This is a genomic window from Rhizobium hidalgonense (assembly GCF_002914525.1).
Taxonomy (GTDB): Bacteria; Pseudomonadota; Alphaproteobacteria; order Rhizobiales; family Rhizobiaceae; genus Rhizobium; species Rhizobium hidalgonense.
On record NZ_LODW01000059.1, the window covers coordinates 209432 to 235113 of the forward strand.

Sequence of the window (25682 nt, forward strand, 5' to 3'; positions counted from 1 at the left end):
CGATAACATACATTCAGGATAACAACTGCAGCTTTGGGAGGAGCCACGGTGGAAGCCAAGAGACTGCTGGAGTTCCAATCGATCACCAAGAGCTTCGGCGGCACGCAGGCACTGCGTGACGTATCGATCGATCTGCGCGAGGGGGAGATCCTTGCGCTGCTAGGGGAAAACGGAGCCGGGAAATCGACGCTCATCAAGACGCTGGCCGGTATCTACAAGCCCGATAACGGCGACATCCTTTTTCGCGGCCAGAGTTACCATCATCGTCCGCCGAAGCCGAACGAGCGGCAGCCGGTCGCATTCATCCATCAGGACCTCGGCTTGATCGAGTGGATGACGGTCGGCGAGAACATGGGCCTGTCGCAAGGCTTCTCCATGCGTCGCGGCCTGATCGACTGGAACAGGACGCAGGCGCGCGCCAAAGAAGCCTTGAAGCTGGTCGGCTGCGATTTCGATCCGACGACCCGGGTCTCGGCCCTGTCGCGCACCGAAAAATCGCTCGTCGCCATTGCCCGCGCGCTTGCCGTCGAAGCCGACGTTTTGGTGCTCGACGAACCCACGGCGAGCCTTCCGGCCGACGAAGTCGATCGGCTGTTCAATGCGATCCGCCCCCTGAAGGAGCGCGGCGTCGGCATGATCTATGTCTCCCACAGGCTGGACGAGATTTTCCGCATCGCCGATCGCGTCGCCGTGCTGCGCGACGGATGCATGGTCGGACAGAAGCCCGTCAGCGAGACCACTCCCGACGAACTGGTGACGATGATCATCGGCCGCAGCGGCGACAGTCTCTTTTCGAAGACCGAGATCAAGCCCGGCAAGGCGATCGTCAAGGTGCGTGACCTGGTCTGCGCCGGCACCAGCCCGATATCCTTCGATATAAGAGAGGGCGAGCTGCTCGGCCTTGCCGGATTGCGTGGCGCCGGTCAGGAACGGATAGGCCGGGCGCTGTTTGGCTGCGAGCCCTTCGACGGCTCGGTTCTGCTGCATGACCAGGCGCCGGATCTTTCCAGCCCGCGACAGGCCATGGCGTCCGGCATCGGTCTGATTGCCCGTGACCGCACGGAGGAATCCGTCGCGCTCTCGCTCTCCATCCGGGAAAACACCTACCTCAATCCGGGCGCTGTCGGGCGCGGGCTGTTGTCCTTCCTGTCGCCGCGCGGCGAAGCCGATCTTGCCCATGCGATCGGCCATACCGTCGGCCTCAGGCCGAACGATCCGGATCTGCCTGTCGAGGCCCTGTCGGGCGGCAATCAGCAGAAGGTCGTCGTCGGCCGCTGGCTGGCGACCGGCCGCAAGCTGCTGATTGCCGAAGATCCGACCGCCGGCGTCGATATAGGTGCGCGGGCGGAGATCTACCGTCTGATCACCCAGGCGCTCGAAGCCGGCCTCGCGGTCGTCGTGGTGTCGACGGACTTCGAGGAAATCGCCCATATCTGCCACCGCGCGCTGGTTTTCTCGCGCGGCAAAATCGTCAGCGAACTGACTGGAAGCGCCCTGACGACGGAGGCAGTCATAACAGCTGCATCCGCATCGGAAGCGGCTTGAGCCATCGGGAGAACAGCCATGCAATCCATTGAATCCACCGCGCTGGAGCCGACCAAGAGCGAAATGGCCGGCCTGTCCGCAGGCCAGAAGATCGGACGCCTGATCCCGGTTTACGGGCTGGTGATCCTGACCCTCGGGCTGATCGTGCTCTTTTCGATCCTGCTGCCCGATACGTTTCCGACCGTCTTGAACGTCCGCTCGATCGTCTCCGACAAGGCGATCATCGCGCTTCTGTCGCTCGCCGCGATGATCCCGATGGCGTCGGGCCGCATCGACCTGACCGTCGGTTACGGCATCGTGCTCTGGCACATTCTCGCCATCAGCCTGCAGACGGCCTACGGCCTGCCCTGGCCGGTCGCGGTCCTGATCGTGCTTGCGCTCGGCGTTCTTACCGGCTGCATCAACGGCCTTTTGGTCGAGGTCGCCAAGATCGACAGTTTCATTGCGACGCTCGGCACCGGGACGGTCCTCTACGCGCTCGCCCTCTGGCATACCGGCGGCCGGCAGGTGGTCGGCGTCCTGCCTGAGGGCTTCTATGCGTTGAACGGCACCATGCTGTTTGGCCTGCCGATCACCGGCTTCTACGTGCTGCTGATCGCAATCTGCATGTGGATCGTGCTCGAATACCTGCCGATCGGCCGTTATCTCTATGCCATCGGCGCCAATCCCAAGGCTGCGGCCCTCAATGGCATTCCCGTCCGCAAATTCGTGATCGGCGCCTTCGTCACGTCAGGCCTGCTGGCGGCTTTGACCGGGGTCCTTCTCGCCTCGAAGCTGCGCATCGGCCAGGCGAGCGTCGGCCTCGAATATCTGCTGCCCGCGCTTGTCGGCGCATTCCTCGGGTCGACGACGATCAAGCCGGGCCGGGTGAACGTCTGGGGCACCTTGATCGGCGTCATCATCCTGGCGGTCGGCATTTCCGGAATTCAGCAATTCGGCGGGTCGTTCTTCGTCGAACCGCTGTTCAACGGTGTGACCCTGCTGATTGCCATCGGCATAGCAGGTTACGCCCAGCGCAAGCGCGGAGCTGTGAGGAGGATCACACCCGCATCCAAATGAAGATGCCGGCTCATCCCGGCATTTCATAACAAACAAAATGGAGGAGTGAACATGAAACGCAGAACGTTATTGCAGGCAACGGTCGCAACCGTCGCCGTTATGCTCAGCATGCCGGCATTGGCCGATTCCATGGCCGACGCCAAGGCGGTGGTCGAAAAGTATGCGTCCAAGGTGAGCGCTTGGGATGGCCCGACGAGCGGCCCCAAGGGCGCGAGCGGCAAGAACATCGTCATTCTTGCCGGCGATATGAAAAACGGCGGCATCCTCGGCGTGGTCAATGGCGTTCAGGAAGCAGCTGGCGCGCTCGGCTGGACGGTGAAGGCCCTTGACGGCGCCGGTTCGATCGGCGGCCGCACGGCAGCGTTCGGCCAGGCCATGGCGTTGAAGCCGGATGGCATCATCATCAACGGCTTCGACGCCGTCGAGCAGAAGCCGGCGATGGAAGCGGCCAAGGCGGCCGGCATTCCGATGGTTTCCTGGCATGCCGCCTCGGCCGTTGGCCCGGTTCCCGAAGTCGGCGTTTTCGCCAACGTCACCACCGATGCGATGGAAGTATCGAAGTCCGCGGCCGATTGGGCCTTCGCCGATGCCGGCGGCAAGCCCGGCGTCATCATCTTCACCGACTCGACCTACGCGATCGCGATCGCCAAGGCCGACCGCATGAAGAAGGAGATTGAGGATCTCGGCGGCACGGTGCTTGAATATGTCGATACGCCGATCGCCGAAACCTCGCAGCGCATGCCGCAGCTGACCACTTCGCTGCTGCAGAAGTATGGCGCCAAGTGGACGCATTCGCTGGCGATCAACGACCTATATTACGACTTCATGGGACCGTCGCTCGCCTCGGCCGGCATTACCGGCGACGGAAAGCCGGTGAATGTCGCAGCCGGCGACGGTTCGGAAAGCGCCTATCAGCGCATCCGCGCCAAGCAGTATCAGGCCGTCACGGTCGCTGAGCCGCTCAACCTCCAAGGCTGGCAGCTCGTCGACGAATTGAACCGCGCCTTCGCGAAAGCTCCATGGTCCGGCTACGTGTCGCCGCTCCACGTGGTGACCAGCGCGAATGTCGAATTCGACGGCGGGCCGAAGAACAGCTTCGATCCCGATAACGGCTATCGCGATCAATACAAGAAAATCTGGGGCAAATAAGCCTTCCCAAGGGCGTATCGACCGATACGCCCTTACCATCCTGACCACGCCAACATCGATCCAGCTCCGGCGAGTATTGGAAAAGAGAACCTATGATCATTCGTTATGCTTTGTTTGAAGGCGAAATCCATCCCGGCCGAGAAGAGGAATTCCGCGCCTTTGTCAGGCAGCGGCTCGTCCCTCTCTGGACGAAATTTCCAGGCGCCGAGGAAGTCCGGGTGCTTGATGGAATGGAGCGCGACGAAGGCGCCCCGGTCTATGCCATGGCTCTCGCCATTCGTTATCCCGATATGGATGCGGTCAACGCAGCGCTTCGCTCCAATGTGCGCTTCGAGAGCCGCGAGGTCACCGGCGAACTCCTGCAACTCTTCACCGGCAAGGTGCATCATCACGTCTTCCAGGCCAACGAATACCCGCCAGCCATTGCCTGACCTCCGGGCGGCTTCCACGCCGACTCGAGCGACGGACGCTGCCCGGACAGGACCGAACGGGCTTCGTCCGACTCCGAGGCGAAGGTCGCCGAGATGGCGAAGAGCGAGGGCATCGGCTGGCACGATCACCAGCGCGCCTTTGCCGTCGGCCAGCAGCGGCTGCTTGCGCTTTACGACGCGCGGCGACGTCCTTGACGACAATCTCTATACCGCGCCGGGCAAGTTCGGTGGCGGTGGCGCCGGCACCACATGGCTGGTCGGGTCGGCGGCAGATGTCGCTCGCTCGCTGCGCAGATACCAGGATCTGGGGATCACGCATTTCGTGCTGTCCGACAGTCGTGCCACCTCTGCCCTATTCCTTTCCGCACCGCAAGCTGCGAGAACTTCTAACAATTCTCAAAGAGTTGCGTTTAACGGCGAACTTCATCCCTGACATCGATGCCGGCAAGTGGAAACAAACGGCCCATTTGCAATAGGAAATGTATACCAATTCGAACCAACAACTTGGTGTACTCTTTCCGGGGTGGGCGCCGGGGCCATTGGGACGAAAAATGCGAAAAAATATACAAAAAGCGCAGTTTAATGGCGCCCTTTCGGCTTCGTTTACACTCTCTAAAATATCTCCTCCTATTTTTAAGGGTATCGGAGCGACGTTCTGAGGATCGTCACCTACGCCATGATGGCCGGCCAGGTCTCCCGAAATCTCGCATGAAATCGACGTTGTCACCTTGATGCTCGCCCGGCCTTCGACCGACGCGCAGTGGTGCCCGGCGAATCATTCGGGGACAGATCCTGGTCACAGACACCCTTAAACCTCGCCGACACGATGGAGAGCGCGAATGAACAGCATTAAGAGTTTCGGGATCGCGATGCGTCTCGCCCTTGGTTTCAGCTTTCTGATCCTGCTGATGGCAGGCCTGAGTATCTACTCGGCCGTGCAGGTCGCGGAAATCAACGACAATCTCGGGACGATCAACGACGTCAACAGCGTCAAGCAGCGCTTTGCCATCAACTATCGCGGCAGCGTGCACGATCGGGCGATTGCCATTCGCGATGTGACCCTGGTGACATCAGCCGATGAACGCAAGGCGGCCGAGGCGTTGATCGAAAAGCTGGCTGCTACCTATGCCGAGAATGAAAAGCGCATGGCGGAGATGGTTGCGTCTCCGGCCGGTGCGACGGATCAGGAAAAGACCATCCTCGGCGAAATCGCCGACATACAGGCGAAAACCAATCCCCTCGTCGCCCAGATCATTGCGCTGCAGGAAAAGGGTGACGGCGAGGCGGCTCGCAAGATCCTGCTCGAGCAGGCGAGGCCTGCCTTCGTTGCGTGGCTCGGCGCCATCAACAAATTCATCGACTATCAGGAAGCGCTGAACAAATCGATCGGCGGCGAGGTTCGCAGCACGGCAAGCGGCTTCAAGCCGATCGTGCTGACGGCATTGGGCATCGCAGCACTTCTTTCGATCGTCGCCGCCGCGATTACCGCGCGCACGATCGTCGGACCGCTGGCAAGACTGCAGCTTTCGCTGAAAGCGATGGGGGAAGGCAATCTCGACGGTGACCGTCGTCTCGAAGCCCGCGGCGATGAAATCGGCAAGCTTGCGCGTGCCGTGGCTGGCCTGCGCGACGCCATCTCGGCAAAGGCCGAGCGGGAAGCTGACGCGGAGGCCAAGAGGGCTGTCGCGGAACGGCATAGGCTCGAGCAGGATGCCGATGAACGCCGCACTCTTGCCGAGCAGACGGACCGGGCTGTCGGCCAGCTCGGCACCGCACTGCAGGCGCTGGCCGACGGCGATCTTACGCAGCAGATCGACACGCCGTTCATCCCGTCGCTGGAAAAACTCCGCGCCGACTTCAATACGGCAGTCGAAAAGCTCCGCGCCGCCATGCAGAAGGTTGCCCAGAACGCCAGCGCCATCGCCGCCGGGGCACAGGAGATCCGATCCTCCTCGGACGATCTTGCCAAGCGGACCGAACAGCAAGCTGCCTCCGTCGAGGAAACCGCCGCCGCTCTGGAGCAGATCACCACCACCGTCGCCGACTCGAGCAGCAAGGCTCAGGAAGCAGGACAGCTCGTTCGCAAGACGAAGGACAGCGCGGAACGCTCGGGCAACGTCGTTCAGGACGCGGTCGATGCGATGGGCAAGATCGAATCCTCCGCCACTGAAATCGGCAGCATTATCGGCGTCATCGATGAGATTGCCTTCCAGACCAACTTGCTGGCGCTGAATGCCGGCGTCGAAGCTGCCCGCGCCGGGGAAGCAGGCAAGGGTTTCGCCGTCGTTGCCCAGGAGGTGCGCGAATTGGCCCAACGTTCCGCCAAGGCCGCGAAGGAAATCAAGGAACTGATCAATGCTTCGAACGGACATGTCAAAAGCGGCGTGGCCCTGGTCGGCGAAACAGGCAAAGCCCTGAAAGAGATCGTCGCACAGGTGCAGCAGGTCGATGGCAATGTCGGCGCCATCGTCGGCGCTTCGCAGGAGCAGGCAACGGGGCTGAAGGAAATCAACACTGCGGTCAACAGGATGGATCAGGGCACGCAGCAGAATGCCGCCATGGTCGAAGAAGCGACGGCCGCCGCCCATAACCTCGCCAAAGAAGCCGACGCGCTGTTCCAGCTCCTCGGTCAGTTCAGTATTGGCGGCGCTGTGGCAGCGCCCAGGCGCATATCGCAGCCGGCTGCCGCCGCACAACATGCCCAGCCGGTTTCCTCGCCTGCCCGCCAGATGATTGCCAAAGTCGGCAAGTCGTTTCAGTCGAACGGCAATGCGGCCGTGGCCGGCGATTGGGAAGAGTTTTAAATCGCACTGATTTCTCTCCGGCTTCCGCCGGACGGCAATGGCGAAGGGCAGCGTTGGCTGCCCTTCGCATTTTCATCTTATGCCTGAACCGGAGCCTTGGCCGGAAGAAGGGCGTTGATCACGACGGCAACGCCGATATTTGCCGCAAGCGCCAGCAGTCCGGTGTAGACGGTGAAGGGCTCGCCGCCGAGACTGATCAGGTGCAGCGGCTTCCAGCCGGCATCCCAGACGAGGAAGGTGCCGCCGCAGAAGCCGACGAACCAGCCGGCAAGCAGAGCAGGTGCACGGAACCAGCCGGTGTAGAGACCGAAGACCAGCGCCGGGAGCGTCTGCAGGATCCAGATGCCGCCAAGCAGCTGCAGGTCGAGTGCGAACTGCGTCGGCAGGAAGATAATGACGAGAAGCGCGCCGACCTTCACCACGAGTGAGGTGATCTTCGCGACCTTGGCCTCGCCCGCATCGCTGACCTTGGGATCGACATAGGCCTTCCAGAAGTTACGGGTGAAAAGATTGGCAGCGCCAATGCTCATCACCGCGGCCGGCACCAGCGCGCCGATGGCGATCGCCGCAAAGGCGAAGCCGGAGAACCAGCCCGAAAACAGCGTCTTGAACAGCGTGGGAACGACGTCATTGGCGCTGTCGAGCTTCAGGTTGGCGGCGTGGCCCATATAGCCGAGCAGCGCCAGAAGGCCGAGCAGCAGCGTATAGGCCGGCAGCATGATGGCGTTCTTGCGGATCGTCTTGCCGCTGTTGGAGGCGAAGATGCCGGTCAGCGTATGCGGATACATGAAGGCCGCAAGCGCTGAACCGAAAGCGAGCGTGGCATAGGCGACATACTGATTGCCGCCGAGCAGCAGGCTGCCAGAGCCCTTGGCCTGGAAGGCCGCATCGGCGGAGGCGAAGACATTGGCATAGCCGCCGAGCTTCGACGGGATCAACGCGACGGCCGCGATCACCACGATATAGATCATGATGTCCTTGACGAAGGCGATCAGCGCCGGGGCGCGCAGGCCCGCCGAATAGGTGTAGAGCGCCAGCACGATGAAGGCGATCGCCAGCGGCAGTTCGCCATGCAGCCCGAGCGCCTTCAGAACCGCCGTCATGCCGACAAGCTGCAAGGCGATGTAAGGCATGGTGGCGACGACGCCCGTGGCCGCGACGGCGAGTTCGAGGCCGCGCGATCCGTATTGCCCATGCACGACGTCGGCCGCCGTCACATAGCCGAAATCCTTGGCGCGTTTCCACAGAACCGGCATGACCATGAAGACGAAGGGATAGACGACGATGGTGTAGGGCAACGCGAAGAAGCCGTAGGCGCCGACGGTATAGACCAGCGCCGGGACGGCGATCACGGTATAGGCGGTATAGAAATCGCCGCCGACGAGGAACCAGGTGATCCAGGTGCCGAAATTGCGGCCCCCGAGACCCCATTCATCGATATGGGCGAGTGTCTCGGGCTTGCGCCAGCGGCTGGCGACGAAGCCCATGACGGTGACGAGGGCGAAAAAGAAGATGAAGACGGCCAGCGCCGTGCCGTTGATATCAGTCGTCATGGCGGGTGCTCCGATAGGCGATCCAGGTCAGCGTCGCGGTGATCGGCACCCAGAGAAGCTGATACCAATAGAAAAAGGGGAAGCCGAAAAGCGACGGTTCGCGGAGATTGTAAAACGGCGGCCAGAGCAGACCGATATACGGAATGATCAGCAGCCAGAGCGCTGCCTTGCTACGTGGTTTTTCCATGTCGGGATCCCTTTCAGGCGCCGCGGGCCGCGGTCGCCATGTTCCAGTTGTCGGCGTGGAAGGCAGGCCTGTCAGCCGGCGGCGGCAGCAGGCCCGGTTCGGGTCGCTCGAGCTTTTCCGGACGTTCGGAAGCTGATGTAACGCATGTGAATTCCTCCCAACGGCCAGCGCTTGGCCAGCCGTGATTGGAGTCCTAGGGCGCTGATTTCATCCCCACAAGATGGGCGCAAGGGTGAAACGCCGGGGCCTACCCAGAAGTGGGTAGGCGCGAATTCGCATCGGCTTTTGCGACGATGCCGTGGTCGAGCGCATAGCGGATAAGGCCCGCCGTCGTTGCGATGCCGAGCTTTTTCTTGAGGTTCTTGCGGTGCGTTTCCGCCGTAGCGGAGCTTATCCCGAGCGCCTCGGCGATCTCGCGATTGCTCCGGCCAGCAACGATCAGCCCTAGAGTGTCACGCTCGCGCGGCGTCAAGGGATCGCTCCCCTCCTCTGTTCGTTCGCCCATCAGCGCGTCGAAAACACCCGACGAGAAATAGGTGCCTCCGCTGGCAACGGTCTCGATGGCCGAGACGATCTCGTCGGTCGAGACGTCTTTGAGGATGTAACCGGCGGCGCCATGCATGACCGACGAGGAAATATACTCGCGGCTGTCATGCATGGAGAGCATCACGACGCGGGTCTGCGGAAGTTCGTTCCTGAACAGTTCGATCGCATCGATGCCGCTGAGCTTCGGCATGTTGATATCCATCAGCACCACCTGCGGCTGGACCTGCCGAGCGATGTCGAGCCCGGTTTGCGCAAGCCCGGCGGTGCCTGCGACTTCGATATGGTCGAATGTTTCGAGCACGGCCTTCAGACCGTCGAGCACAAGCGGATGATTGTCGATCAAGAGCACCTTGATCTTGGGGCGTTCGGTCATGCCGCTTCCGCCTGCCGGTCGGAGGCACGATTGGCCGACTTCGGCAGCATCGCCGTCAGCGTCGTGCCGGCCTCGCTACTGTTGATCAGCAACAGGCCGCGGAAGTGCGCCATCCGCTCCTGCATGTTGCGCAGGCCGAGGCCTGATCTGCCCGATGCGCCGTCCTTGGCGCCATCGAAGCCGGCACCGTTGTCTGAAATCGTCATGCGGGCGCGGCCGCCATCGCTCCAGAGTTTGACCGCCAGCCGGGAGGCGCCCGAATGCCGCTCGACATTGTTGAAGGCCTCCTGCGCGACGCGATAAAGCGCGGTATTGGCTTCGGCCTTCAGCGTATCGCTGAAGCCTGAAGCATCGATATCAGTCTCGATCCCCGTCCGCTCGGCGAAATTGTAGCAGAGCGCCTCGATCGCCGCCGTCAGGCCGAGATCGTCGAGCACGCGCGGGCGCAGATCATGCGAGAGCCGCCGGATCTCCTTGATGGCGCCATTCAGCGCCTCGATACCGCGGTCGATGGTGACAGCCGCATCGTCGACATTGGTCCTGACTTTGCGGCCGGCGAGATCCATCGCGTAACGCACACCGACGAGATTCTGGGAAATGCCGTCGTGCAGTTCGCGAGCAAGACGGGCGCGCTCTTCTTCCTGGGTATCGATGACCCGCTGCGTCAGCGCCTTGAGCCGGCTATCGGCCATGCGGCGCTCATGGAAGGTCAGCAGCATGCAGGTGGTGAAGACGACGAGCACCGATGGAACGGCGATCAGGGCAACGATAACGAAGGTCCGCCGGATGTTGGCGCGCATCACCTTGTTGGCGGCGGCACTTTGGGCAAAGACGTCATCGAGGTAGACGCCGGTTCCCACGACCCAGTGCCATTTGTCGAGGCTGACGACAAAGGAGAGCTTGTCGGCGATCTGCCCGGTCGATGGTTTCTGCCATTTGTACTGATGCAGGCCGCCGCCCGCTCTTGCCGTGGCGATCAGTTCGGCAATCACCTTGTCGCCATCCGGATCGGTGAGATCGAGCCAATTGTGCCCATGCCGGAAACTCTGGCGCGGATGGACGATATTGTTGCCGTCGTAATCGTAGACGAAGAAATAGCCGTCCTTGCCGTAATCGAGCGAGGTCAGTATCTCAGCCACCTGCTGCTTGGCAGCTTCATCGTCGGCGCTGGCCCTGTCATAAATCGTCTGGATGGCGGAGAGGGCAAGATTGGTCAGATTAAGGATCTCGGCTTCCTTGGTCTTCAGCATGTTCTGCTCGAAGGTGTCGATGCTGTTTTTCGCGAGGTTTGCCGATTGCCAGGTGATAAAGGTGGTGATCGCAAGGATCGAAATGACGAGCGGGATGATCGCCAATGCGATGATCTGGTGTCGTAACGTCAAGGATCTCCCTCCCGAGGATTTGCGCCCGGAATCATGCCCTTTGCCGAATGCGAGTCCAGCGGCTTGTCCGGCGTGCGACGGTGGGCCGGCGCGTCAGCGCTATTCCAGGGGCACGAACAGGCCGAGCTTGACATCGCGCAGCACGACATTCGTATGCATGCGGCGGATCTGCGGATTGTCAGCCATGATCAGGGCGGCGATGTCGTCATAATGCTCGACGTCGCGGGCAGTGACGATCGCGATCAGATCGACCGCGCCGGTGACATAATAGACCTGCTGGATATGATCCTGCTTTTCCGCCCACAGGCGGAATTTCGCCAGAGCGTCGTAATTATCCCGCTCGATCTCCATCCCGACGATGAACACCATCGATGTCCCGGTCGCCTTCCGGTCGACGACGGCGACCTCCGCCTTGATGATCCCCTCCTCGCGCAGCCGCTTCAGCCGCCGCTGCACCGCCGAGACCGACAGCCCGACCTGTTCGGCGATGGTTTCGGCCTTCAGCTGGCAGTCGCGCTGAACGATATCGAGAATGTCGCGGTCAAAACGATCCAGTTGTTCCATTGTCCAATCCCAATTCCTACCAGAGCCCGTCACGCATTCTGCCGCATTCGCCGCGTGAAGAAGATTATTTTGCACAAATTATGCAGAAGAGACAAAAATTGCGCGAAAAAACCGCGCATCTTTATCATTATCCTTCGCAAATTCAGTTCACCGGAACCATGCATGTCGGATCAACCCTTTCCTGCTCTTCGCGTCGAAGATCTTCATAAAAGTTTCGGCTCGCAACAGGTTCTCAAGGGTATCTCAGCCGAGGCCCATAAGTCAGATGTCATCTCCATTATCGGCTCGTCAGGTTCTGGCAAGAGCACATTCCTCAGATGCATCAATTTTCTGGAAATGCCGGATCGCGGTCGTATTGCCGTGAACGGCGAGGAGGTCGTGCTCAAAGCCGGCCGCGGTGGCCACCTGCAGCCGCAGAGCTGGCGGCAGATCGAACGGCTGCGGACCGGGCTCGGGATGGTATTTCAGAGCTTCAATCTTTGGGCTCATCGCACGGTGCTCGAAAACGTCATCGAGGCGCCGGTGCATGTCATGGGCATTTCAAGGCGCGAGGCGATCGAAAAGGCGGAAGCCCTGCTCCACAAGGTCGGCCTCTTCGACAAGCGTGACGCCTACCCCGCCTTCCTTTCGGGCGGCCAGCAGCAGCGAGCGGCGATTGCCAGAGCGCTCTGCATTGACCCTGATGTCATGCTGTTCGACGAACCGACATCGGCGCTCGATCCGGAACTGGTCGGCGAGGTCCTCAAGGTCATCCGCGACCTCGCCGAAGAAGGTCGGACCATGCTGATCGTCACCCATGAAATGCGCTTCGCCCGGGATGTCTCGAGCCGCGTTCTTTTCCTGCATCAGGGACGGATCGAGGAAGAGGGGCCGCCCGAACAGATATATGGCGCCCCCGTCAGCGCCCGCTGCCGGGAATTCACCCGTCTCAGCACCCATTGATGCGCACCAAACTGTCATCGCCAACACAAATCTGGAGAACCCTGCGAATGAAACTACTCCCCATGCTTTTTGCCGGCGCCGCACTTGCACTTACGGCCGTCACGGCTCAGGCCGAAGTCCGCTTCGGTGTCATGAACGAATCCTATCCGCCCTTCTTCGCCAAGGACGCCTCGGGTGAGTGGCAAGGTTGGGAGATCGATCTCATGAACGCCGTCTGCGCCGAGATGAAGGAGAAATGCTCGATCGTCGACATTTCCTGGGATGGTCTCATTCCGGCCCTGCAGAGCAAGAAGTTCGACGTGATCTGGTCGTCGATGTCGAACACGGCGGAGCGCTCGAAGGTGATCGACTTCACCGACAAATATTACAACACGCCGAGCACCCTGATCGGTCCCAAGGACCAGAAGCCGGGCGCCAGCGCCGAAGACGTGAAGGGCAAGACCATCGGCATCCAGGTGTCGACGATCCAGTCTGAATATTACAAGAAGTATTTTGCCAGCGCCGCCGAGGAGAAGACCTATCAGACGCTCGATGAGGCTTTCCAGGATCTCGCTGCCGGCCGGATCGACTACGTCTTCGGCGATTCGCTGGCGCTCGACGCGTTCCTGAAAAGCGATGGCGGCAAGGATTGCTGCGCCAAGATGGGAGATGTCGCCGACGACAAGGAAATCCTCGGAGCCGGTGTTTCCGGCGGTCTGCGCAAGGAAGATACCGAGCTGAAAGCCAAGCTGAATGCGGCGATCGCTGCGGTTCGCGCCAACGGCCAGTATGACACCATCACCAAGAAATACTTCGACTTCGACATCTACGGCGCGAAGTAAGCAATCGTAGAGATGGCGACCGCGCAACAAGGCATTCTGGATCTGCTGTCTCCCTATCCTCCGGGATGGGGCGGCGTTCTTCTGGCAGGTGCGGTCTCCACGGTCGCCATCTCGGCTTGCGCCTTCGCGGTCGGACTTTTGCTCGGCACAGGCGGGGCGCTTGGAAAGCTTTCGGGCAATCGCCTGCTCCGTCTGCTGCTCGATTTCTACACCACCGTCATTCGCGCGGTTCCCGAACTGATCCTGATTGTCGGGCTCTATTATGCCGGCACCGACGGCCTCAACCGGCTGCTGGCGGCATTCGGCCTGCCGCCGGTCAATGTGAACGGTTTCGTTGCGGCCGTCGCCGTGCTCGGCTTCGTGCAGGGCGCTTATATGACGGAAGTGCTGCGCGGCGCGATCCTCGCCATTCCCGTCGGCCAGATCGAGGCGGCCAAGGCCTTCGGCATGGGGCCGGTGCTGCGCTTCCGCCGCGTCCTGCTGCCGGCGCTGTTGCCGAACGCCCTGCCGGGGCTTGCCAATCTGTGGATGTCGATCACCAAGGACAGCGCGCTGGTCGCGGTCGTCGGCTACCAGGAACTGGCGCTCGCCACACGGCTTGCCGGGGCAAGCACCAAACATTACTTCGTGTTTTTCCTGGCTTCGGCCCTTCTCTATCTTGCCATCACGCTCGTTTCCAACGTCGTCTTCAAACTGATCGAGGGGCGGGTACGGCGGGGGCAGCCACGCCTTGCCTGAGGAGCGCGCCCCATGAGTTTCACCTGGATTTCTTCCTATTGGCCGCTGCTTCTGACAGGCGCCTGGCAGACGGTGTCGCTGCTTGTCATCTCAGTGGTCTTCGGTTTCATCATCGCCATCGGTCTCGCCTTCGCGCAGGTCAGCGGCGGCAGGCTGACGCGGCTCGCCGCCCGCGGCTACTGCACCTTCTTTCGCGGCACGCCGCTGCTGATACAGCTTTGGCTTCTCTATTACGGGGTCGGCTCGCTGCTGCCCATGATCCCCGGCATCCGCCAGGGCCTGTTCTGGCCGATCCTGCGCGAAGGCTTCTTCTTTGCCGCCGTCAGTTTCACGCTGAACTACGCAGCCTATGAGGCCGAGGTGTTGCGCGGCGCGCTGCTTGCGGTTCCCAAGGGTGAGCTCGAGGCCGGGCGGGCCTTCGGCCTGTCACCCTGGAAGCTGATCCGCCGCATCTGGCTGCCGCGGGCCATTCGCATCGCCCTGCCGACCATTGCCGGAGAGATCGTCATGCAGCTGAAAGCGACGCCGCTCGCCTTCACCGTGACGGTGATGGATCTCTACGCGGTGGCCAACAAGGTTCGCCAGGACACGCTGCTGGTCTACGAACCGCTCATCGTCGTGACCGTCTTCTATCTTGCCCTGACCGCAGTGATCGCCCGCGTCTTTCGAGGTCTCGAAGCGCAGGTGCCGGTTCGCCGCTAGGCCGACGGAAAGGGATCGCCATGACCTTGCTGGCGCACGAACCACGCGCACCTCACCCAGTTTGTTATGAAAAGCCCGCCGCCGGTATCGGCGCGGCAGCCTGAATGGAGACGTCTTCATGAGCACGACCCGAATTCTCGATGGCGGCATGAGCCGCGAACTGCTGCGGCTCGGCGCCGAATTGAAACAGCCGGAATGGTCGGCGCTCGCGCTGATCAATTCGCCGGATATCGTCCGCGAGGTGCACAAGGAGTTCATCGCCGCCGGCTCCGAGGTGATTACGACGAACAGCTATGCGCTGGTGCCCTTCCATATCGGCGAGGACCGGTTCCAGAAGGAGGGAGCTGAACTGATCCGCCTTGCCGGTCGCCTGGCACGCGAGGCGGCCGATACCGTCACCGATCGCAAAGTGCTGGTCGCCGGTTCGCTGCCGCCGATCTTCGGCTCCTACGAGCCGCAGAATTTTCAGCCTTGGCGAGTGCAGGATTATCTCAAGGTGCTTGTCGAAAACCTCGCGCCTTTCGTCGATGTATGGCTCGGCGAGACGCTGAGCCTGATTGCCGAGGGCGAGGCCGTCCGCAAGGCGGTGGCGGTGTCAGGCAAGCCGTTCTGGATCTCCTTCACATTGGCGGACGACGCGGCGGCCATAGGGGGCGGCGAGCCAAAGCTTCGCTCCGGCGAAAGCGTCGAGGCGGCGGCAGCCTGGGCGGTGTCATCGGGCGCCACGGCCTTTCTGTTCAACTGCAGCAAGCCCGAAGTCATGCAGGCGGCCGTCGAAACGACGGCACGCGTATTCCGCAAGGCAGACGCTCGGATTGAAATCGGCGTCTACGCCAATGCCTTCGAAGGGGAAACAGGTGAAGCGGCCGCCAATGAAGGCCTGCACGATACTCGCGACGACCTGAACGACGATACTTATTCGCGTTATGCCTGCTCCTGGGCCGACGCTGGGGCTACGATCATCGGCGGCTGCTGCGGCATCGGCGCTGCCCATATCCACCGTCTCAGGCAGACGCTTTCGAGATGAGCCGCCACGGCTTCGTTCATCCCGCTTTCGACGCCGCCTTTTGAAGCTCAAGGAGAAGCTCGATCAACTTCGGCGCCATGACCCGGATTTCCGAAAGGTGGACGGCGCTCAATCTCGTCAGGAGGTCGTCGGCCTTCTCGGTCAGGAGCAGCGTCTGCCGGCGCCTGTCGGCCGGGTCGGCATGGCGTTCGACCAGTCCGGCATCCGACAGCCGCCCGACGAGTTCGGTGGCCGTATGCGGCGCGATGATCAGCCGCTCGGCCAGCATGCCGATGGTTACCGCTTCGCCGCCGCGTTGTCCCTTGATCGCCAGTAGCGCCTGATGCTGCTGCACGGGCAGTCCTTCCGACTGCGCAGCAGAGGCGCTGAAATCCATGAACTGGCGAAGCGCGAAGCGAAGGTCGGCGAGCGCCTCGTAGTCCTCCTGTCTCAGTGGCAGCGGGTTTTTCTTCACACTCGTTCTCCTCTGCCGCTTGAGCGGAGCGACCGTGCTCGGCTGCGGCCCGGGTAACACGCGACCCCGGCTTCTGCGCGCGAACACTTCGCCATCTCGAATAGATGGGCAGCCGCTGGCCGGTCAAGTGAGGCATCTTCTGAGACATTTTCGCCTTGTTGCATTCGTCCATTGATTTATATCGTATCACGATATAATGACGCCACTCTAGCATACCCATTTCCGCGTAGCAGAGGCTTCCATGGCGCAGCATCAACCCAGCAACCGGCCGCATGATTTCACCGGCGGCCTTTCTCGGCGCGAGGCCGGGGATTTCACCACCGACAGGCGCGTGCTCGTCCTGATCGGCATGTCCATCATCATCGGCACCGCCGGGGCCTTTGCGGCCTGGTGTCTCGTCAGCCTGATCGCGCTTGTGACAAATGTCATCTGGTTCAGGCAGATCGGCATTGAGCCTGCCTCTCTGGCTGCCGTGCCGCGTTCGCTATGGGTGGTGCTGGTGCCGCCGCTCGGCGGCTTCGTCATCGGACTGATGGCCCGCTTCGGATCGGAGAAGATCCGCGGCCACGGCATTCCCGAGGCGATCGAGGCGATCCTGATCGGCGGCAGCCGGATGTCGCCGAAGGTTGCGGTCCTCAAGCCGCTGTCCTCGGCAATCTCGATCGGCACCGGCGGGCCGTTCGGCGCCGAGGGGCCGATCATCATGACCGGCGGGGCGATCGGCTCGCTTTTTGCCCAATTCTTTCACATGAGCGCCGCCGAGCGGAAGACGCTGCTCGTCGCCGGTGCCGCCGCCGGCATGACGGCGATCTTCGGCTCGCCGATATCGGCGGTTATGCTGGCGGTCGAACTCTTGTTGTTCGAATGGAAGCCGCGCAGCTTCATTCCCGTCGCCGTTGCCGCCTGTGTTTCGATCTACTGGCGCCCGCTGCTCTTCGGCACCGGCCCGCTGTTCCCGACCCATTTCCAGGTAGATTTGCCCTGGTGGGGAATTTTCGCCTGTGCGGCGATGGGCATCATCTCCGGCTTGCAATCGGGGCTGCTGACGACGCTGCTCTACAGGATCGAAGACCTGTTCGAGGCCTTGCCGATCCACTGGATGTGGTGGCCTGCGCTCGGCGGTCTCGTCATCGGCCTCGGCGGCCTGATCGAACCGCGGGCGATGGGCGTCGGCTACGACATCATCGATGGCCTGCTTAACAACCGGCTGCTCGCGCCGGCTGTACTGTCGATCCTGCTGGTAAAGACCATCATCTGGCTGTTTGCCCTGTCGTCGGGCACTTCGGGCGGCGTGCTCGCTCCGCTTCTGATTTTCGGCGGCGCTCTCGGATGGCTGGTCGGGCTTGTCATGCCGGGCAATGATCCAGGCTTCTGGGCGCTGCTCGGAATGGCGGCGATGATGGGTGGAACCATGCGTGCGCCGCTGACGGGAACCTTCTTCGCGATGGAGATCACCGGCGACGTCAGCACGCTCGTTCCCCTGCTCGCCGCAACTGTTGTGGCTTATGCCGTCACCGTCCTGCTGCTGCGCCGCTCGATCCTCACCGAGAAGATCGCGCGCCGCGGCCAGCACATCACCCGCGAATACGGCGTCGATCCGTTCGAACTGTCGCGCGCAAGGGAGATCATGATCGCCGATGTCGATACGCTTCCCGTCACCATGACGGTCGGAGAGGCCTGCGATTTCTTCGCCTCTCAAGAGAGGACCCATCGGATCTACCCGGTGGTCGATGCCGTCGGCAGACTGGCCGGCATCGTCTCGCGGGCCGACGCTCTGCTCTGGCAGGGTGAGGCGGCGCTTGCCGTCCAGACGCTCGGCGAAAACGTCACGGATGATTCCGTTCCCGTCGGGCATCCGGACGATACCGTCGCCTTCATCGCCGACCTGATGCTGTCGACGGGTGACGGACGCATTCCGATCGTCGATCCCGCCTCGGGCAAGCTGTGCGGCCTGATCGCCCGCAAGGATCTGCTGCGGCTGCGCAGTTCCTACCGGTCGGCGGAACTTGATCGGCGGCCTTATCTGACTGCCGGAGCAAAGAGCAAGGCTTGATAGCAGCCTCGGGGTTCCTTCAGGGCATGCAGGGGCCGAGCGTCGTCGGCCCCCCGCAAACCGAAGCATTCGATCCAGTGCAGCTTGCCACTTATCCAGTCACGGGTGTATGGTCATGATAGTCATTCTGGTCAGGAGGTGAGCGATGCGACCATCACGGCGGGGCGATGAAAGCTGGACTGTTGCCAGTGCAAAGGCGAAGCTTTCCGAGGTGATCGAACGTGCGCAATCCGCGCCACAGACAATCACGCGAAACGGCAAGCCGAGCGTCGTCGTCGTCTCTGCGGAGGAATGGCAGCGAAAGACGGCGCGCAAGGGGACGCTTGCCGAATTTCTGATTGAATCGCCGCTGCGCGGCGCCGATCTGGACCTTGAGCGTCAATACGACGAACCGCGTGATCCGGCGCTGTGAAGTTTCTGCTGGATACCAATGTCCTGTCCGAGGTGACCAAGCCGAACCCTGATGCGCGGGTCCTGGAATGGCTGGACAAGCTCGACGAGGATCGTTCTTTTATCAGTATCGTGTCGATCGCAGAGATCCGGCGCGGTGTTGCCCTGATGGACAAGGGACGCAAACGCGACGCGCTGGCCGAATGGCTTGCCCAGGATCTGACTCAACGCTTCGAGCACCGCATCATTCCGGTGGACGAACCGGTGGCCCTGGCCTGGGGAGACCTTATGGGCCATGCAAAGCGAAGTGGCCGCGGCCTGTCGTCGATGGACGGCCTGATCGCGGCGACCGCGGTTGCTCACGATCTCGGCCTTGCAACCCGCAACACGAGTGATTTCGAGGGCTTTGGGATCGAACTGATCGACCCCTGGGCCGGGTGAAGCGTCTCCGGTCTAATAGAGGCTGCAGCCTTCAATGCAATCCGAAGAGGTTCAGCAGTTCTTCGCGGTGCCGGACGAATTCCGGCGCGCTGCGGTCGCGGGGGCGCGGCAGATCGATGTCGATCAGGCGTGGCTCGCCTCCCTTTTCCCGCGGCAGGATCAGGATCCGGTCGGCGAGATAAATCGCCTCCTCGAGATCGTGGGTGACGAGAATGGTCGTCACATCCTCATCGCGCCAGATCCGGGCGAGTTCCTGCTGCATGCCGATCTTGGTCATGGCGTCGAGCGCGCCGAGCGGCTCGTCGAGCAGCAGGATTTCCGGCTGGACGGCAAGTGCCCGGGCGATGCCGACGCGCTGGGCCATGCCGCCGGAGAGCTGCCGGGGATAGGCCGTCTCGAATTGCTGCAGGCCGACGAGCTTGACATAGTGACGTGCCCGTCCCCTCGCCTGCTCGCGGGTGAGGCCTCTCGTTTCCAGCCCGAAGGCGACATTGTCCAGCACATCAAGCCAGGGCAGAAGACGCGGCTCCTGGAAAATGACGGCGCGCTCTGCGCCGACGCCCTGTATCGCCTCGCCGTCGACGAGCACGTCTCCGGCGTCGGAATCCTCAAGCCCGGCCAGAACCCGGAGCAGGGTCGTCTTGCCCGAACCGCTGGCGCCGACGATGGCGAGGCTTTCGCCGGAGCGGATATGGAGATTGATATCCTTCAGAACCTGCAGGGGTTTGCCGTTCAGTCTGTAGGATTTGGAAAGGTGACGGATCGTCACCTCTCCGCGGCGAATGTCCTCAGCGACGCTCATCACGCTTCCTCAGTTGCTTGCCGGCTTGGCGTCGGCGGTGAAGAGAATATCTTTGGCCGCCAGCTGGCCCTGCTTCAGCTTGCCTTCGCGAACCAGGACGTCGATCCAGAACTGGATGTCGCGCTCGACCGGCAGACCGCCGGCACGCACGCCGTAGCCGCGGAAATATTGTGCGAGATCAGCGTTCTCGCCACGCTCGCCGAGCGCCTTGGCCAGGATTTTCTTGGTTTCCTCGGGATGCTCGCGAGCATAGTCGAGGGCGCGGGCCGACTGCTCGACGAAAATCTTCGAGGCCTCCGGATGCTGCTGGATGAAATCGCGGCGCAGAACCACAAAGCCGCCGGCGATATCTCCCAGCACGTCGGTATCGTCGAAAACCGGACGCAGGCCGCCGTTCTTGAGTGCGGCCCCTTCGAAGGTCGTCTGCCAATAGCCGAAGGCGGCAATGTCGACCTGCTTGGAGCGCAGCACCTGCTCCAGCTGCGGTCCCGGAACGACGATCTGGTTGGCGGAGTCGCTCGGCAAGCCGACGGAATGCAGGGCTTCGCGGATCGTATAGTCGAGATGCGCGCCGAGCGTGTTGACCGCAATGCTCTTGCCGGCAATGTCCTTGATTGTTTTGATCGGGCTGTCTTCCAGCACGTAGAAGGTCGATTGAACCTCGTCATTGATGCCGTTCGACGGATAGGCGGCGACGAAGTCGTTGCCGCCGATGATCGAATTCAAGACGGCTGAGGTGGCGGCGCTGCCGATCTCGACATCGCCGGATGCGAGCGCGATCAGAGAGGCCGGACCACCCTGGGCATAGCCGACATTTTCCAGCGTGATGCCCGTATCCTTGAAGTAACCGAGTTCTTCGGCAAGCTCATGGGCGGCAAGGCCGCCTTGGCTGGCGAGATAGCGCAGCTTCACCGTGTCGGTGGCGGCTGCCGGCGTCGCAAGACCGAGAGCGATTGCGGCCGGCAGGATAAGATTGCGGGGATGGAATGTCATGTTGTGTCCTTTCGGAAGAGGAAAATCGGTGGAAGCAATCAGCGGCTCGGCTGGGACCAGCGGCAGAGACGGCGCTGCAGGAGAACGAGCAAGGCGTTGGCGGCAAGCCCAAGGAAGGCGAGCAGCAGGATCGCTGCAAACATCAGCGGGATCTGGAAATTGTACTGGGCGTTCATCACCTGGAAGCCGATGCCCTTGTTGGCGCCGATCATCTCGGCGGCAATCAACAGCAGAAGGGCGGTCGTCGCCGAAAGACGCAAGCCGACGAAGATCGCAGGGACGGACGCTGGCAGGATGACGCGGCGGAAGACGGTGAGCGGGCCGGCGCCATAGGTGCGCGCCATCTCGATGAGCTTCTGGTCCACCTCCTTGACGCCGCTGATCGTGGCGAGCAGGACCGGAAAGAGCGTCGCCCAGAAAATCACGAAGATCTTCGATGTTTCGCCGAGGCCGAGCAGCAGGATGAAGACCGGATAGAGCGCCAGCGCCGATGTCTGGCGGAAGAGCTGCAGGATGGGATCGAGCGCCTGCTCGACCAAGCGAAACTGGCCCATGAACAGGCCGAGCGGAATGCCGACCACGACGGCAAAGGCGAAGGCCGTTCCGGCTCGCTGCAGGCTGATGGCGATGTCATCGAGCAGCGCGCCATTGGCAAGGTTGGTCCAGAGAGCCGACAGGATCACGTTCAAGGGCGGGAAGACGGCGGGGTTGACCCAGCCCCTGGTGCTCGACACCTGCCAGAGTACCAGGAAGCTGATGAGCAGGCCGTAGCGTGGAAAAAGTGATGCGAGCACGCCGCGCAGCTGGGATGCGAGTGGGGAAGTCGTGCTTTCGCCGCTTTTCAGGCGGCCGAAGCTTGTCGGGAGAACCTGGTTGTTGATTTCATAGGCCATGGTGCGCTCCTCACTCCGCCGCCTGGAGAGTTGCGTGTCCTGCAACCCATCGATTGCTCGGGAAAGGCAGGCCGAGGTTTTCCCGCAGCGTCTTGCCCTCATAGGCCGTGCGGAACAGGCCGCGGCGCTGCAGTTCGGGGATGACCAGATCGACGAAATCGTCGAGCGCCGTCGGCAGCCAGGGCGGCAGAATGTTGAAGCCGTCGGCCGCTTCGTTCTCAAACCATGTCTGCAACGTATCGGCGATCTGCTCGGCCGTGCCGACGATGGTGTAGTGGCCGCGGGCCGATGCGATCCACTGATAGAGCTGGCGGATGGTGAAGTTGTTTTCGTCGGCAATCTGGCGGATGAGGGCCTGGCGGCTCTTCATGCCTTCGGTCGGCGGCGCCGGCGGAAGAGGCCCATCAAGATCATAGCCATGCAGGTCGAGCGTGCCGCCCGTCAGGCCGTTGAGCAGGCCGATCCCGTCTTCTTCGACGATCAGCGAGGTCAGGCGGTCGTATTTCTCGCGCGCCTCCGCTTCCGTCCTGCCGACGAAGGCCGAGACGCCGGGCATGACTAAAATGTGATCGGGGTTGCGGCCGAGGCCGCGGGCGCGCGCCTTGATATCCCGGTAGAATTCCTGGGCGGTTTCGATGTGCTGATGGGCGGTGAAGATGACTTCAGCTGTTGCCGCGGCGAGCCCGCGCCCGTCTTCCGACTGCCCGGCCTGGACGATGACGGGATGCCCCTGGGGCGAGCGTGAAACATTGAGGGGACCGCGCACGCTGAAATGCTCGCCGCGGTGGTCGGTGTCGTGCAGCTTCGCCGGATCGAAGAACACGCCCGTTTCCTTGTCGCGGATGAAGGCGTCGTCCTCGAAGCTTTCCCAGAGTTTGCGGACGACGTCGACATGCTCGGCGGCACGGCGATAACGATCGGCATGTGGCAGCTGGGTATCGCGGTTGAAGTTCTGTGCCGTGAGGTCGCCGGTGGTCGTCACGACATTCCAGCCGGCGCGGCCCTCTGAAATCAGGTCCAGCGAGGCGAACTTGCGGGCCGTTGTATAAGGCTCCTCATAGGTCGTCGAGGAGGTCGCGATAAAACCAAGATGGGTCGTGAAAGGCGCAAGCGCCGAGAACAAGGTCACCGGTTCGAAGCCGGCGACGCGGGCATTGCCGCCTTCGCGTGCTCCGCCGAAACCGACAGCCAGTCCATCGGCCAGGAAGTAAGCATCGAAGAGGCCGCGCTCGGCTGTCAGTGCCAGCTGCTTGTGAAACTCGAAACTGGTGGCGCCGTCGGCCGGCTGGTCGGGATGACGCCATGAGGCGACATGCTGTCCGCCACCAGGAAGAAATGCTCCAAGCCTGATTTTCCGTGTCATTTCGCGTCCTCTCCGTTTGCCCCGAACAGCCCCAGCTCCTCTGCGAGGGCAGGTATAAATCTGTCTATCGAGCCACTAGGATATGTTCTCCATAGATTTTATAGAGAAACTTAATTTCATAGTTTCGGGAGAAGAGTGAATAGATTTTCGGGATCGGGGGAAAATTGGAAATCAACGATTGGGGTCGCCAAACTGCTGGCAGCTGGTCTTGCGCTTGATCGTTGATGTCTTTGGTCGGGCCGGCAGATACGCAGGCATCCCAAACCCATCGCGAAGGCGGGCGAGCGTTGCACGATCAAGGAAGCATGCGGGGATGACCCGTTTAGTTACCACGTCCGTGACGCCGGATATAGCTCCCCACGTTTACCCGGGCATCAGCTCCGTTTTGGTCGGGCCGGGGCATGTTCGAGGCGGGCGGCGGCCTTCTTCAGGCAGCCGAGATAACGGTCCCTGTTCGCAATGCCGTCGTCGCGTGGCGTGACCAGGCAGAGCGTTGCGGCTGCATGGCCTTCCTCGCCGCGCACCGGCACGGCAAAACAATGGGTGAAACTATCGACGATGCTGTTGAAGGTGAAGAGACCTTCACGCTCGGCCTGGCGCACCTCGGCGATGAAGGTTTGCGGCTCGAGCCATTCGCCGCCCGGCAGGCGGAAATCCTGCGGCGGAATGAAGTTCAGTATCTCCTGATCCGACAGATGCGCAACGAGCAGGCGGCCTGACGCCGTCCACGGGATCGGCACCGACTGGCCGACATCCGTTGAAATGCGGAAGGGCCGCGCGCCTTCGCGCATGCGCACGACCGTGTACCTGTTTCCATCCAGCATGCAGAACTGTGCCGTCTCCCGCGTCTCGTCGGCAAGATGCTCCAGCGTCGTCTCGCATTCGCGGGTGAAATCGAAATGATTTTCATAGGCGGCGCCGAGGAAATAGAGCTTGCGACCGAGATAGACCCGCCCCTCGCCGCCGGTGAATTCGAGAATGCCGTTGCTCAGTAGCAGGTTGACGAGCTCGTAGACCGAGGAGCGCGGCGCGCCGATCTGCGCGGCGATCTCGTTCGGCTTCAGGGCCTGCCGTTTCTGGCGCAGGAAATCGAGGATTTCGAAGGCGCGGTCGAGCCCGCGGGCGCGTTTGCCGGCTGCTTCGTCCTGGACTGCATCCATTGCTGTCGATCCCAATTTTTGTTCGGTCAAGCTTTTCAAATTCTGTGGCGCATCTGTCAACCGACGCCCGTCATTCCTAGCAGACGAAAATTTTTTTCATCCCTCTTGCGAGGTGGAAAAATCGGCATAAGATCACCGCGTCCGTTATAAGGATCATATGTACATTATATTGGACGTTGATGGTCAGTCGTCAAGGCTGCCGCACAAAAAAGGGGATCGACATGAAGAATTTAGAAAACAGCATTTCCGCTTCACTGCGCCGCCGCCTTCTCGCCGGCGCCGCTGCCGCCGCTGCCCTCCTCGTCTTTTCCACCGGTACGGCCTCGGCCGCTGCCAATTGCATCAAGGGCGACAGGAAAGCGCCCTACACGATCGGCTGGGCGAACATCTATTCGGTGCCGACCTGGATGAAGCAGACAGAAGGCACGATCACCGCCGAAGTGGAGGAACTGAAGAAGGCGGGCCTCGTGAAGGACCTGATGATCACGGATGCGCAGGGCAACGCCCAGACGCAGATCCAGCATATCCAGTCGATGATCGACGCCAATGTCGACGCCATTGTCGTTATCGCCGGCTCCTCCAACGCGCTCGACCGCGTCATCTCTGATGCCTGCGACAAGGGCATCGCCGTCGTCAACTTCGACAGCCTCGTCAACACCGACAAGGTGACGGCGAAGATCAACACCGATTCCAGCGAATGGGGTGCGACCGCGGCCAAGTGGATGGTCAGCCAGCTCGGCGGCAAGGGCAAGATCATCATCATGAACGGCCCGGCCGGCATTTCGGTCAGCGACGACCGTCGCAAGGGCGCCCAGCCGGTGCTCGACGCCAATCCGGGCCTCAAAGTGATCACCGAGACGAACACGGAATATAACGTTGCCCCGGCGCAGGAAGCGATGACCAGCCTGCTCTTTGCCAATCCCGAAATCGATGGCGTGCTGTCGCTCGGCGGCGCGCTGTCGGCCGGCTCCGTCATGGCCTTCGAGCGTCAGGGCCGCGACCAGGTGCCGACGACGGGCGAAAATGCAAGGCAGTTCCTGGAACTGTGGAAGGAGAAAGGTCTGAAGGGCTGGGCGACGATGCAGCCCAACTGGCTCGGCGCGCTTTCCGTCTATACCGCCGTACAGGCGCTGCAAGGCAAGGACGTGCCGGCCTTCGTCAAGGTGCCGCTGCCCGTCATCGACGACAGCACGATCGGCAGCTACCTCTCACGGGCCGACAAGTTCCCGGCTGACGGCTACATCTACTCGGATTACGACCAGGCGCTCTTCGACAAGCTGCTTGCCAAGTAATACGCCCAAGTAATCCTG

General features: G+C 61.8%; 25 protein-coding genes and 1 pseudogene. 15 read left to right on the forward strand and 11 right to left on the reverse strand.

All coding sequences use genetic code 11. From position 1 onward, the window contains the following. The first annotated feature begins 48 nt into the window (after positions 1 to 48). The 6 genes and pseudogenes from ATY29_RS18410 (at position 49) to ATY29_RS18435 (ending at position 6988) form a co-directional block, all read left to right on the forward strand. On the forward strand, positions 49 to 1545 hold the full coding sequence (locus ATY29_RS18410; protein WP_097532963.1) for a sugar ABC transporter ATP-binding protein: 1497 nt from the start codon (positions 49 to 51) through the stop codon (positions 1543 to 1545). A gap of 18 nt (positions 1546 to 1563) precedes the next feature. After that, positions 1564 to 2604 carry an ABC transporter permease gene (locus tag ATY29_RS18415; protein ID WP_003572263.1) on the forward strand — a complete coding sequence of 347 codons (1041 nt, stop codon included), beginning with the start codon at positions 1564 to 1566 and terminating at the stop codon, positions 2602 to 2604. Between the two features lie 51 nt (positions 2605 to 2655). Beyond that, complete coding sequence (locus tag ATY29_RS18420; protein ID WP_097532964.1) at positions 2656 to 3753, forward strand: ABC transporter substrate-binding protein; 1098 nt, start codon at positions 2656 to 2658, stop codon at positions 3751 to 3753. A gap of 92 nt (positions 3754 to 3845) precedes the next feature. Beyond that, positions 3846 to 4184: a hypothetical protein gene (locus ATY29_RS18425; protein WP_097532965.1), complete on the forward strand. Its 339-nt coding sequence runs from the start codon at positions 3846 to 3848 to the stop codon at positions 4182 to 4184. Positions 4185 to 4229: 45 nt separating this feature from the next. Continuing rightward, positions 4230 to 4617 (forward strand): annotated as a pseudogene (locus ATY29_RS18430) (hypothetical protein); the annotation flags it as partial. Positions 4618 to 5023: 406 nt separating this feature from the next. Further along, positions 5024 to 6988 carry a HAMP domain-containing methyl-accepting chemotaxis protein gene (locus ATY29_RS18435; RefSeq protein WP_097532966.1) on the forward strand — a complete coding sequence of 655 codons (1965 nt, stop codon included), beginning with the start codon at positions 5024 to 5026 and terminating at the stop codon, positions 6986 to 6988. 77 nt (positions 6989 to 7065) lie between these two features. On the opposite strand, the gene mctP is transcribed toward ATY29_RS18435, so the two are convergent. From mctP to ATY29_RS18460, 5 genes are all read right to left on the reverse strand, one after another. Further along, positions 7066 to 8541, reverse strand: a complete 1476-nt coding sequence (gene mctP / locus ATY29_RS18440; RefSeq protein ID WP_003572259.1) for a monocarboxylate uptake permease MctP — start codon at positions 8539 to 8541, stop codon at positions 7066 to 7068. Continuing rightward, the gene (locus tag ATY29_RS18445; protein WP_003572258.1) at positions 8531 to 8728 is read right to left on the reverse strand and encodes a DUF3311 domain-containing protein; all 198 of its coding nucleotides are present in this window, start codon (positions 8726 to 8728) and stop codon (positions 8531 to 8533) included. Before ATY29_RS18445 ends, mctP begins: the two co-directional genes overlap by 11 nt. A gap of 247 nt (positions 8729 to 8975) precedes the next feature. Continuing rightward, the gene (gene mctR, locus ATY29_RS18450) at positions 8976 to 9647 is read right to left on the reverse strand and encodes a two-component system response regulator MctR (RefSeq protein WP_097532967.1); all 672 of its coding nucleotides are present in this window, start codon (positions 9645 to 9647) and stop codon (positions 8976 to 8978) included. Then, on the reverse strand, positions 9644 to 11029 hold the full coding sequence (gene mctS, locus ATY29_RS18455) for a two-component system sensor histidine kinase MctS (RefSeq protein ID WP_097532968.1): 1386 nt from the start codon (positions 11027 to 11029) through the stop codon (positions 9644 to 9646). The genes mctR and mctS overlap by 4 nt, the downstream gene beginning before the upstream one ends. Positions 11030 to 11128: 99 nt before the next feature. Next, complete coding sequence (locus tag ATY29_RS18460; protein WP_003572254.1) at positions 11129 to 11593, reverse strand: Lrp/AsnC family transcriptional regulator; 465 nt, start codon at positions 11591 to 11593, stop codon at positions 11129 to 11131. Positions 11594 to 11755: 162 nt separating this feature from the next. Here ATY29_RS18460 and ATY29_RS18465 point away from each other — a divergent pair, with 162 nt between their 5' ends. From ATY29_RS18465 to ATY29_RS18485, 5 genes are all read left to right on the forward strand, one after another. Then, positions 11756 to 12535 carry an ABC transporter ATP-binding protein gene (locus tag ATY29_RS18465; RefSeq protein ID WP_097532969.1) on the forward strand — a complete coding sequence of 260 codons (780 nt, stop codon included), beginning with the start codon at positions 11756 to 11758 and terminating at the stop codon, positions 12533 to 12535. 47 nt (positions 12536 to 12582) lie between these two features. Further along, entirely contained in the window at positions 12583 to 13356 is a 774-nt protein-coding gene (locus tag ATY29_RS18470; protein ID WP_097532970.1) for a transporter substrate-binding domain-containing protein, read from the forward strand. Between the two features lie 12 nt (positions 13357 to 13368). Next, positions 13369 to 14094 carry an ABC transporter permease gene (locus tag ATY29_RS18475; protein WP_003572251.1) on the forward strand — a complete coding sequence of 242 codons (726 nt, stop codon included), beginning with the start codon at positions 13369 to 13371 and terminating at the stop codon, positions 14092 to 14094. Between the two features lie 12 nt (positions 14095 to 14106). Beyond that, the gene (locus tag ATY29_RS18480) at positions 14107 to 14796 is read left to right on the forward strand and encodes an ABC transporter permease (RefSeq protein ID WP_097532971.1); all 690 of its coding nucleotides are present in this window, start codon (positions 14107 to 14109) and stop codon (positions 14794 to 14796) included. A gap of 118 nt (positions 14797 to 14914) precedes the next feature. Beyond that, positions 14915 to 15823 (forward strand): homocysteine S-methyltransferase family protein, encoded by a 909-nt coding sequence (locus tag ATY29_RS18485; RefSeq protein WP_097532972.1) that lies wholly within the window; start codon positions 14915 to 14917, stop codon positions 15821 to 15823. A 16-nt stretch (positions 15824 to 15839) separates the two neighbouring features. Here ATY29_RS18485 and ATY29_RS18490 read toward each other — a convergent pair whose 3' ends face one another. Next, entirely contained in the window at positions 15840 to 16277 is a 438-nt protein-coding gene (locus ATY29_RS18490) for a MarR family winged helix-turn-helix transcriptional regulator (protein WP_003572248.1), read from the reverse strand. A 241-nt stretch (positions 16278 to 16518) separates the two neighbouring features. Between ATY29_RS18490 and ATY29_RS18495 the strand changes: the two genes are divergently transcribed. From ATY29_RS18495 to ATY29_RS18505, 3 genes are all read left to right on the forward strand, one after another. Then, complete coding sequence (locus ATY29_RS18495) at positions 16519 to 18330, forward strand: chloride channel protein (RefSeq protein WP_097532973.1); 1812 nt, start codon at positions 16519 to 16521, stop codon at positions 18328 to 18330. Between the two features lie 145 nt (positions 18331 to 18475). After that, positions 18476 to 18742, forward strand: coding sequence for a type II toxin-antitoxin system Phd/YefM family antitoxin (locus tag ATY29_RS18500; RefSeq protein WP_097532974.1), 267 nt, complete (start codon positions 18476 to 18478; stop codon positions 18740 to 18742). Next, entirely contained in the window at positions 18739 to 19161 is a 423-nt protein-coding gene (locus tag ATY29_RS18505) for a type II toxin-antitoxin system VapC family toxin (RefSeq protein WP_025417897.1), read from the forward strand. The genes ATY29_RS18500 and ATY29_RS18505 overlap by 4 nt, the downstream gene beginning before the upstream one ends. A gap of 31 nt (positions 19162 to 19192) precedes the next feature. Here the strand turns inward: ATY29_RS18505 and ATY29_RS18510 are convergent, their stop codons facing one another. The 5 genes from ATY29_RS18510 to ATY29_RS18530 form a co-directional block, all read right to left on the reverse strand. Then, a complete protein-coding gene (locus tag ATY29_RS18510) occupies positions 19193 to 19963 on the reverse strand; it encodes an ABC transporter ATP-binding protein (RefSeq protein ID WP_025417898.1) in 771 nt (256 codons plus the stop codon). Between the two features lie 9 nt (positions 19964 to 19972). Continuing rightward, positions 19973 to 20956 carry an ABC transporter substrate-binding protein gene (locus tag ATY29_RS18515; protein WP_097532975.1) on the reverse strand — a complete coding sequence of 328 codons (984 nt, stop codon included), beginning with the start codon at positions 20954 to 20956 and terminating at the stop codon, positions 19973 to 19975. Between the two features lie 38 nt (positions 20957 to 20994). Further along, the gene (locus tag ATY29_RS18520) at positions 20995 to 21849 is read right to left on the reverse strand and encodes an ABC transporter permease (protein WP_097532976.1); all 855 of its coding nucleotides are present in this window, start codon (positions 21847 to 21849) and stop codon (positions 20995 to 20997) included. Between the two features lie 10 nt (positions 21850 to 21859). Continuing rightward, entirely contained in the window at positions 21860 to 23212 is a 1353-nt protein-coding gene (locus tag ATY29_RS18525; RefSeq protein WP_003572240.1) for an LLM class flavin-dependent oxidoreductase, read from the reverse strand. 374 nt (positions 23213 to 23586) lie between these two features. Further along, positions 23587 to 24372 (reverse strand): IclR family transcriptional regulator, encoded by a 786-nt coding sequence (locus tag ATY29_RS18530; protein ID WP_097532977.1) that lies wholly within the window; start codon positions 24370 to 24372, stop codon positions 23587 to 23589. A gap of 221 nt (positions 24373 to 24593) precedes the next feature. On the opposite strand from ATY29_RS18530, the gene ATY29_RS18535 reads away from it, so the two are divergent. Next, positions 24594 to 25664 carry an ABC transporter substrate-binding protein gene (locus tag ATY29_RS18535; RefSeq protein ID WP_097532978.1) on the forward strand — a complete coding sequence of 357 codons (1071 nt, stop codon included), beginning with the start codon at positions 24594 to 24596 and terminating at the stop codon, positions 25662 to 25664. Positions 25665 to 25682 lie beyond the last annotated feature (18 nt).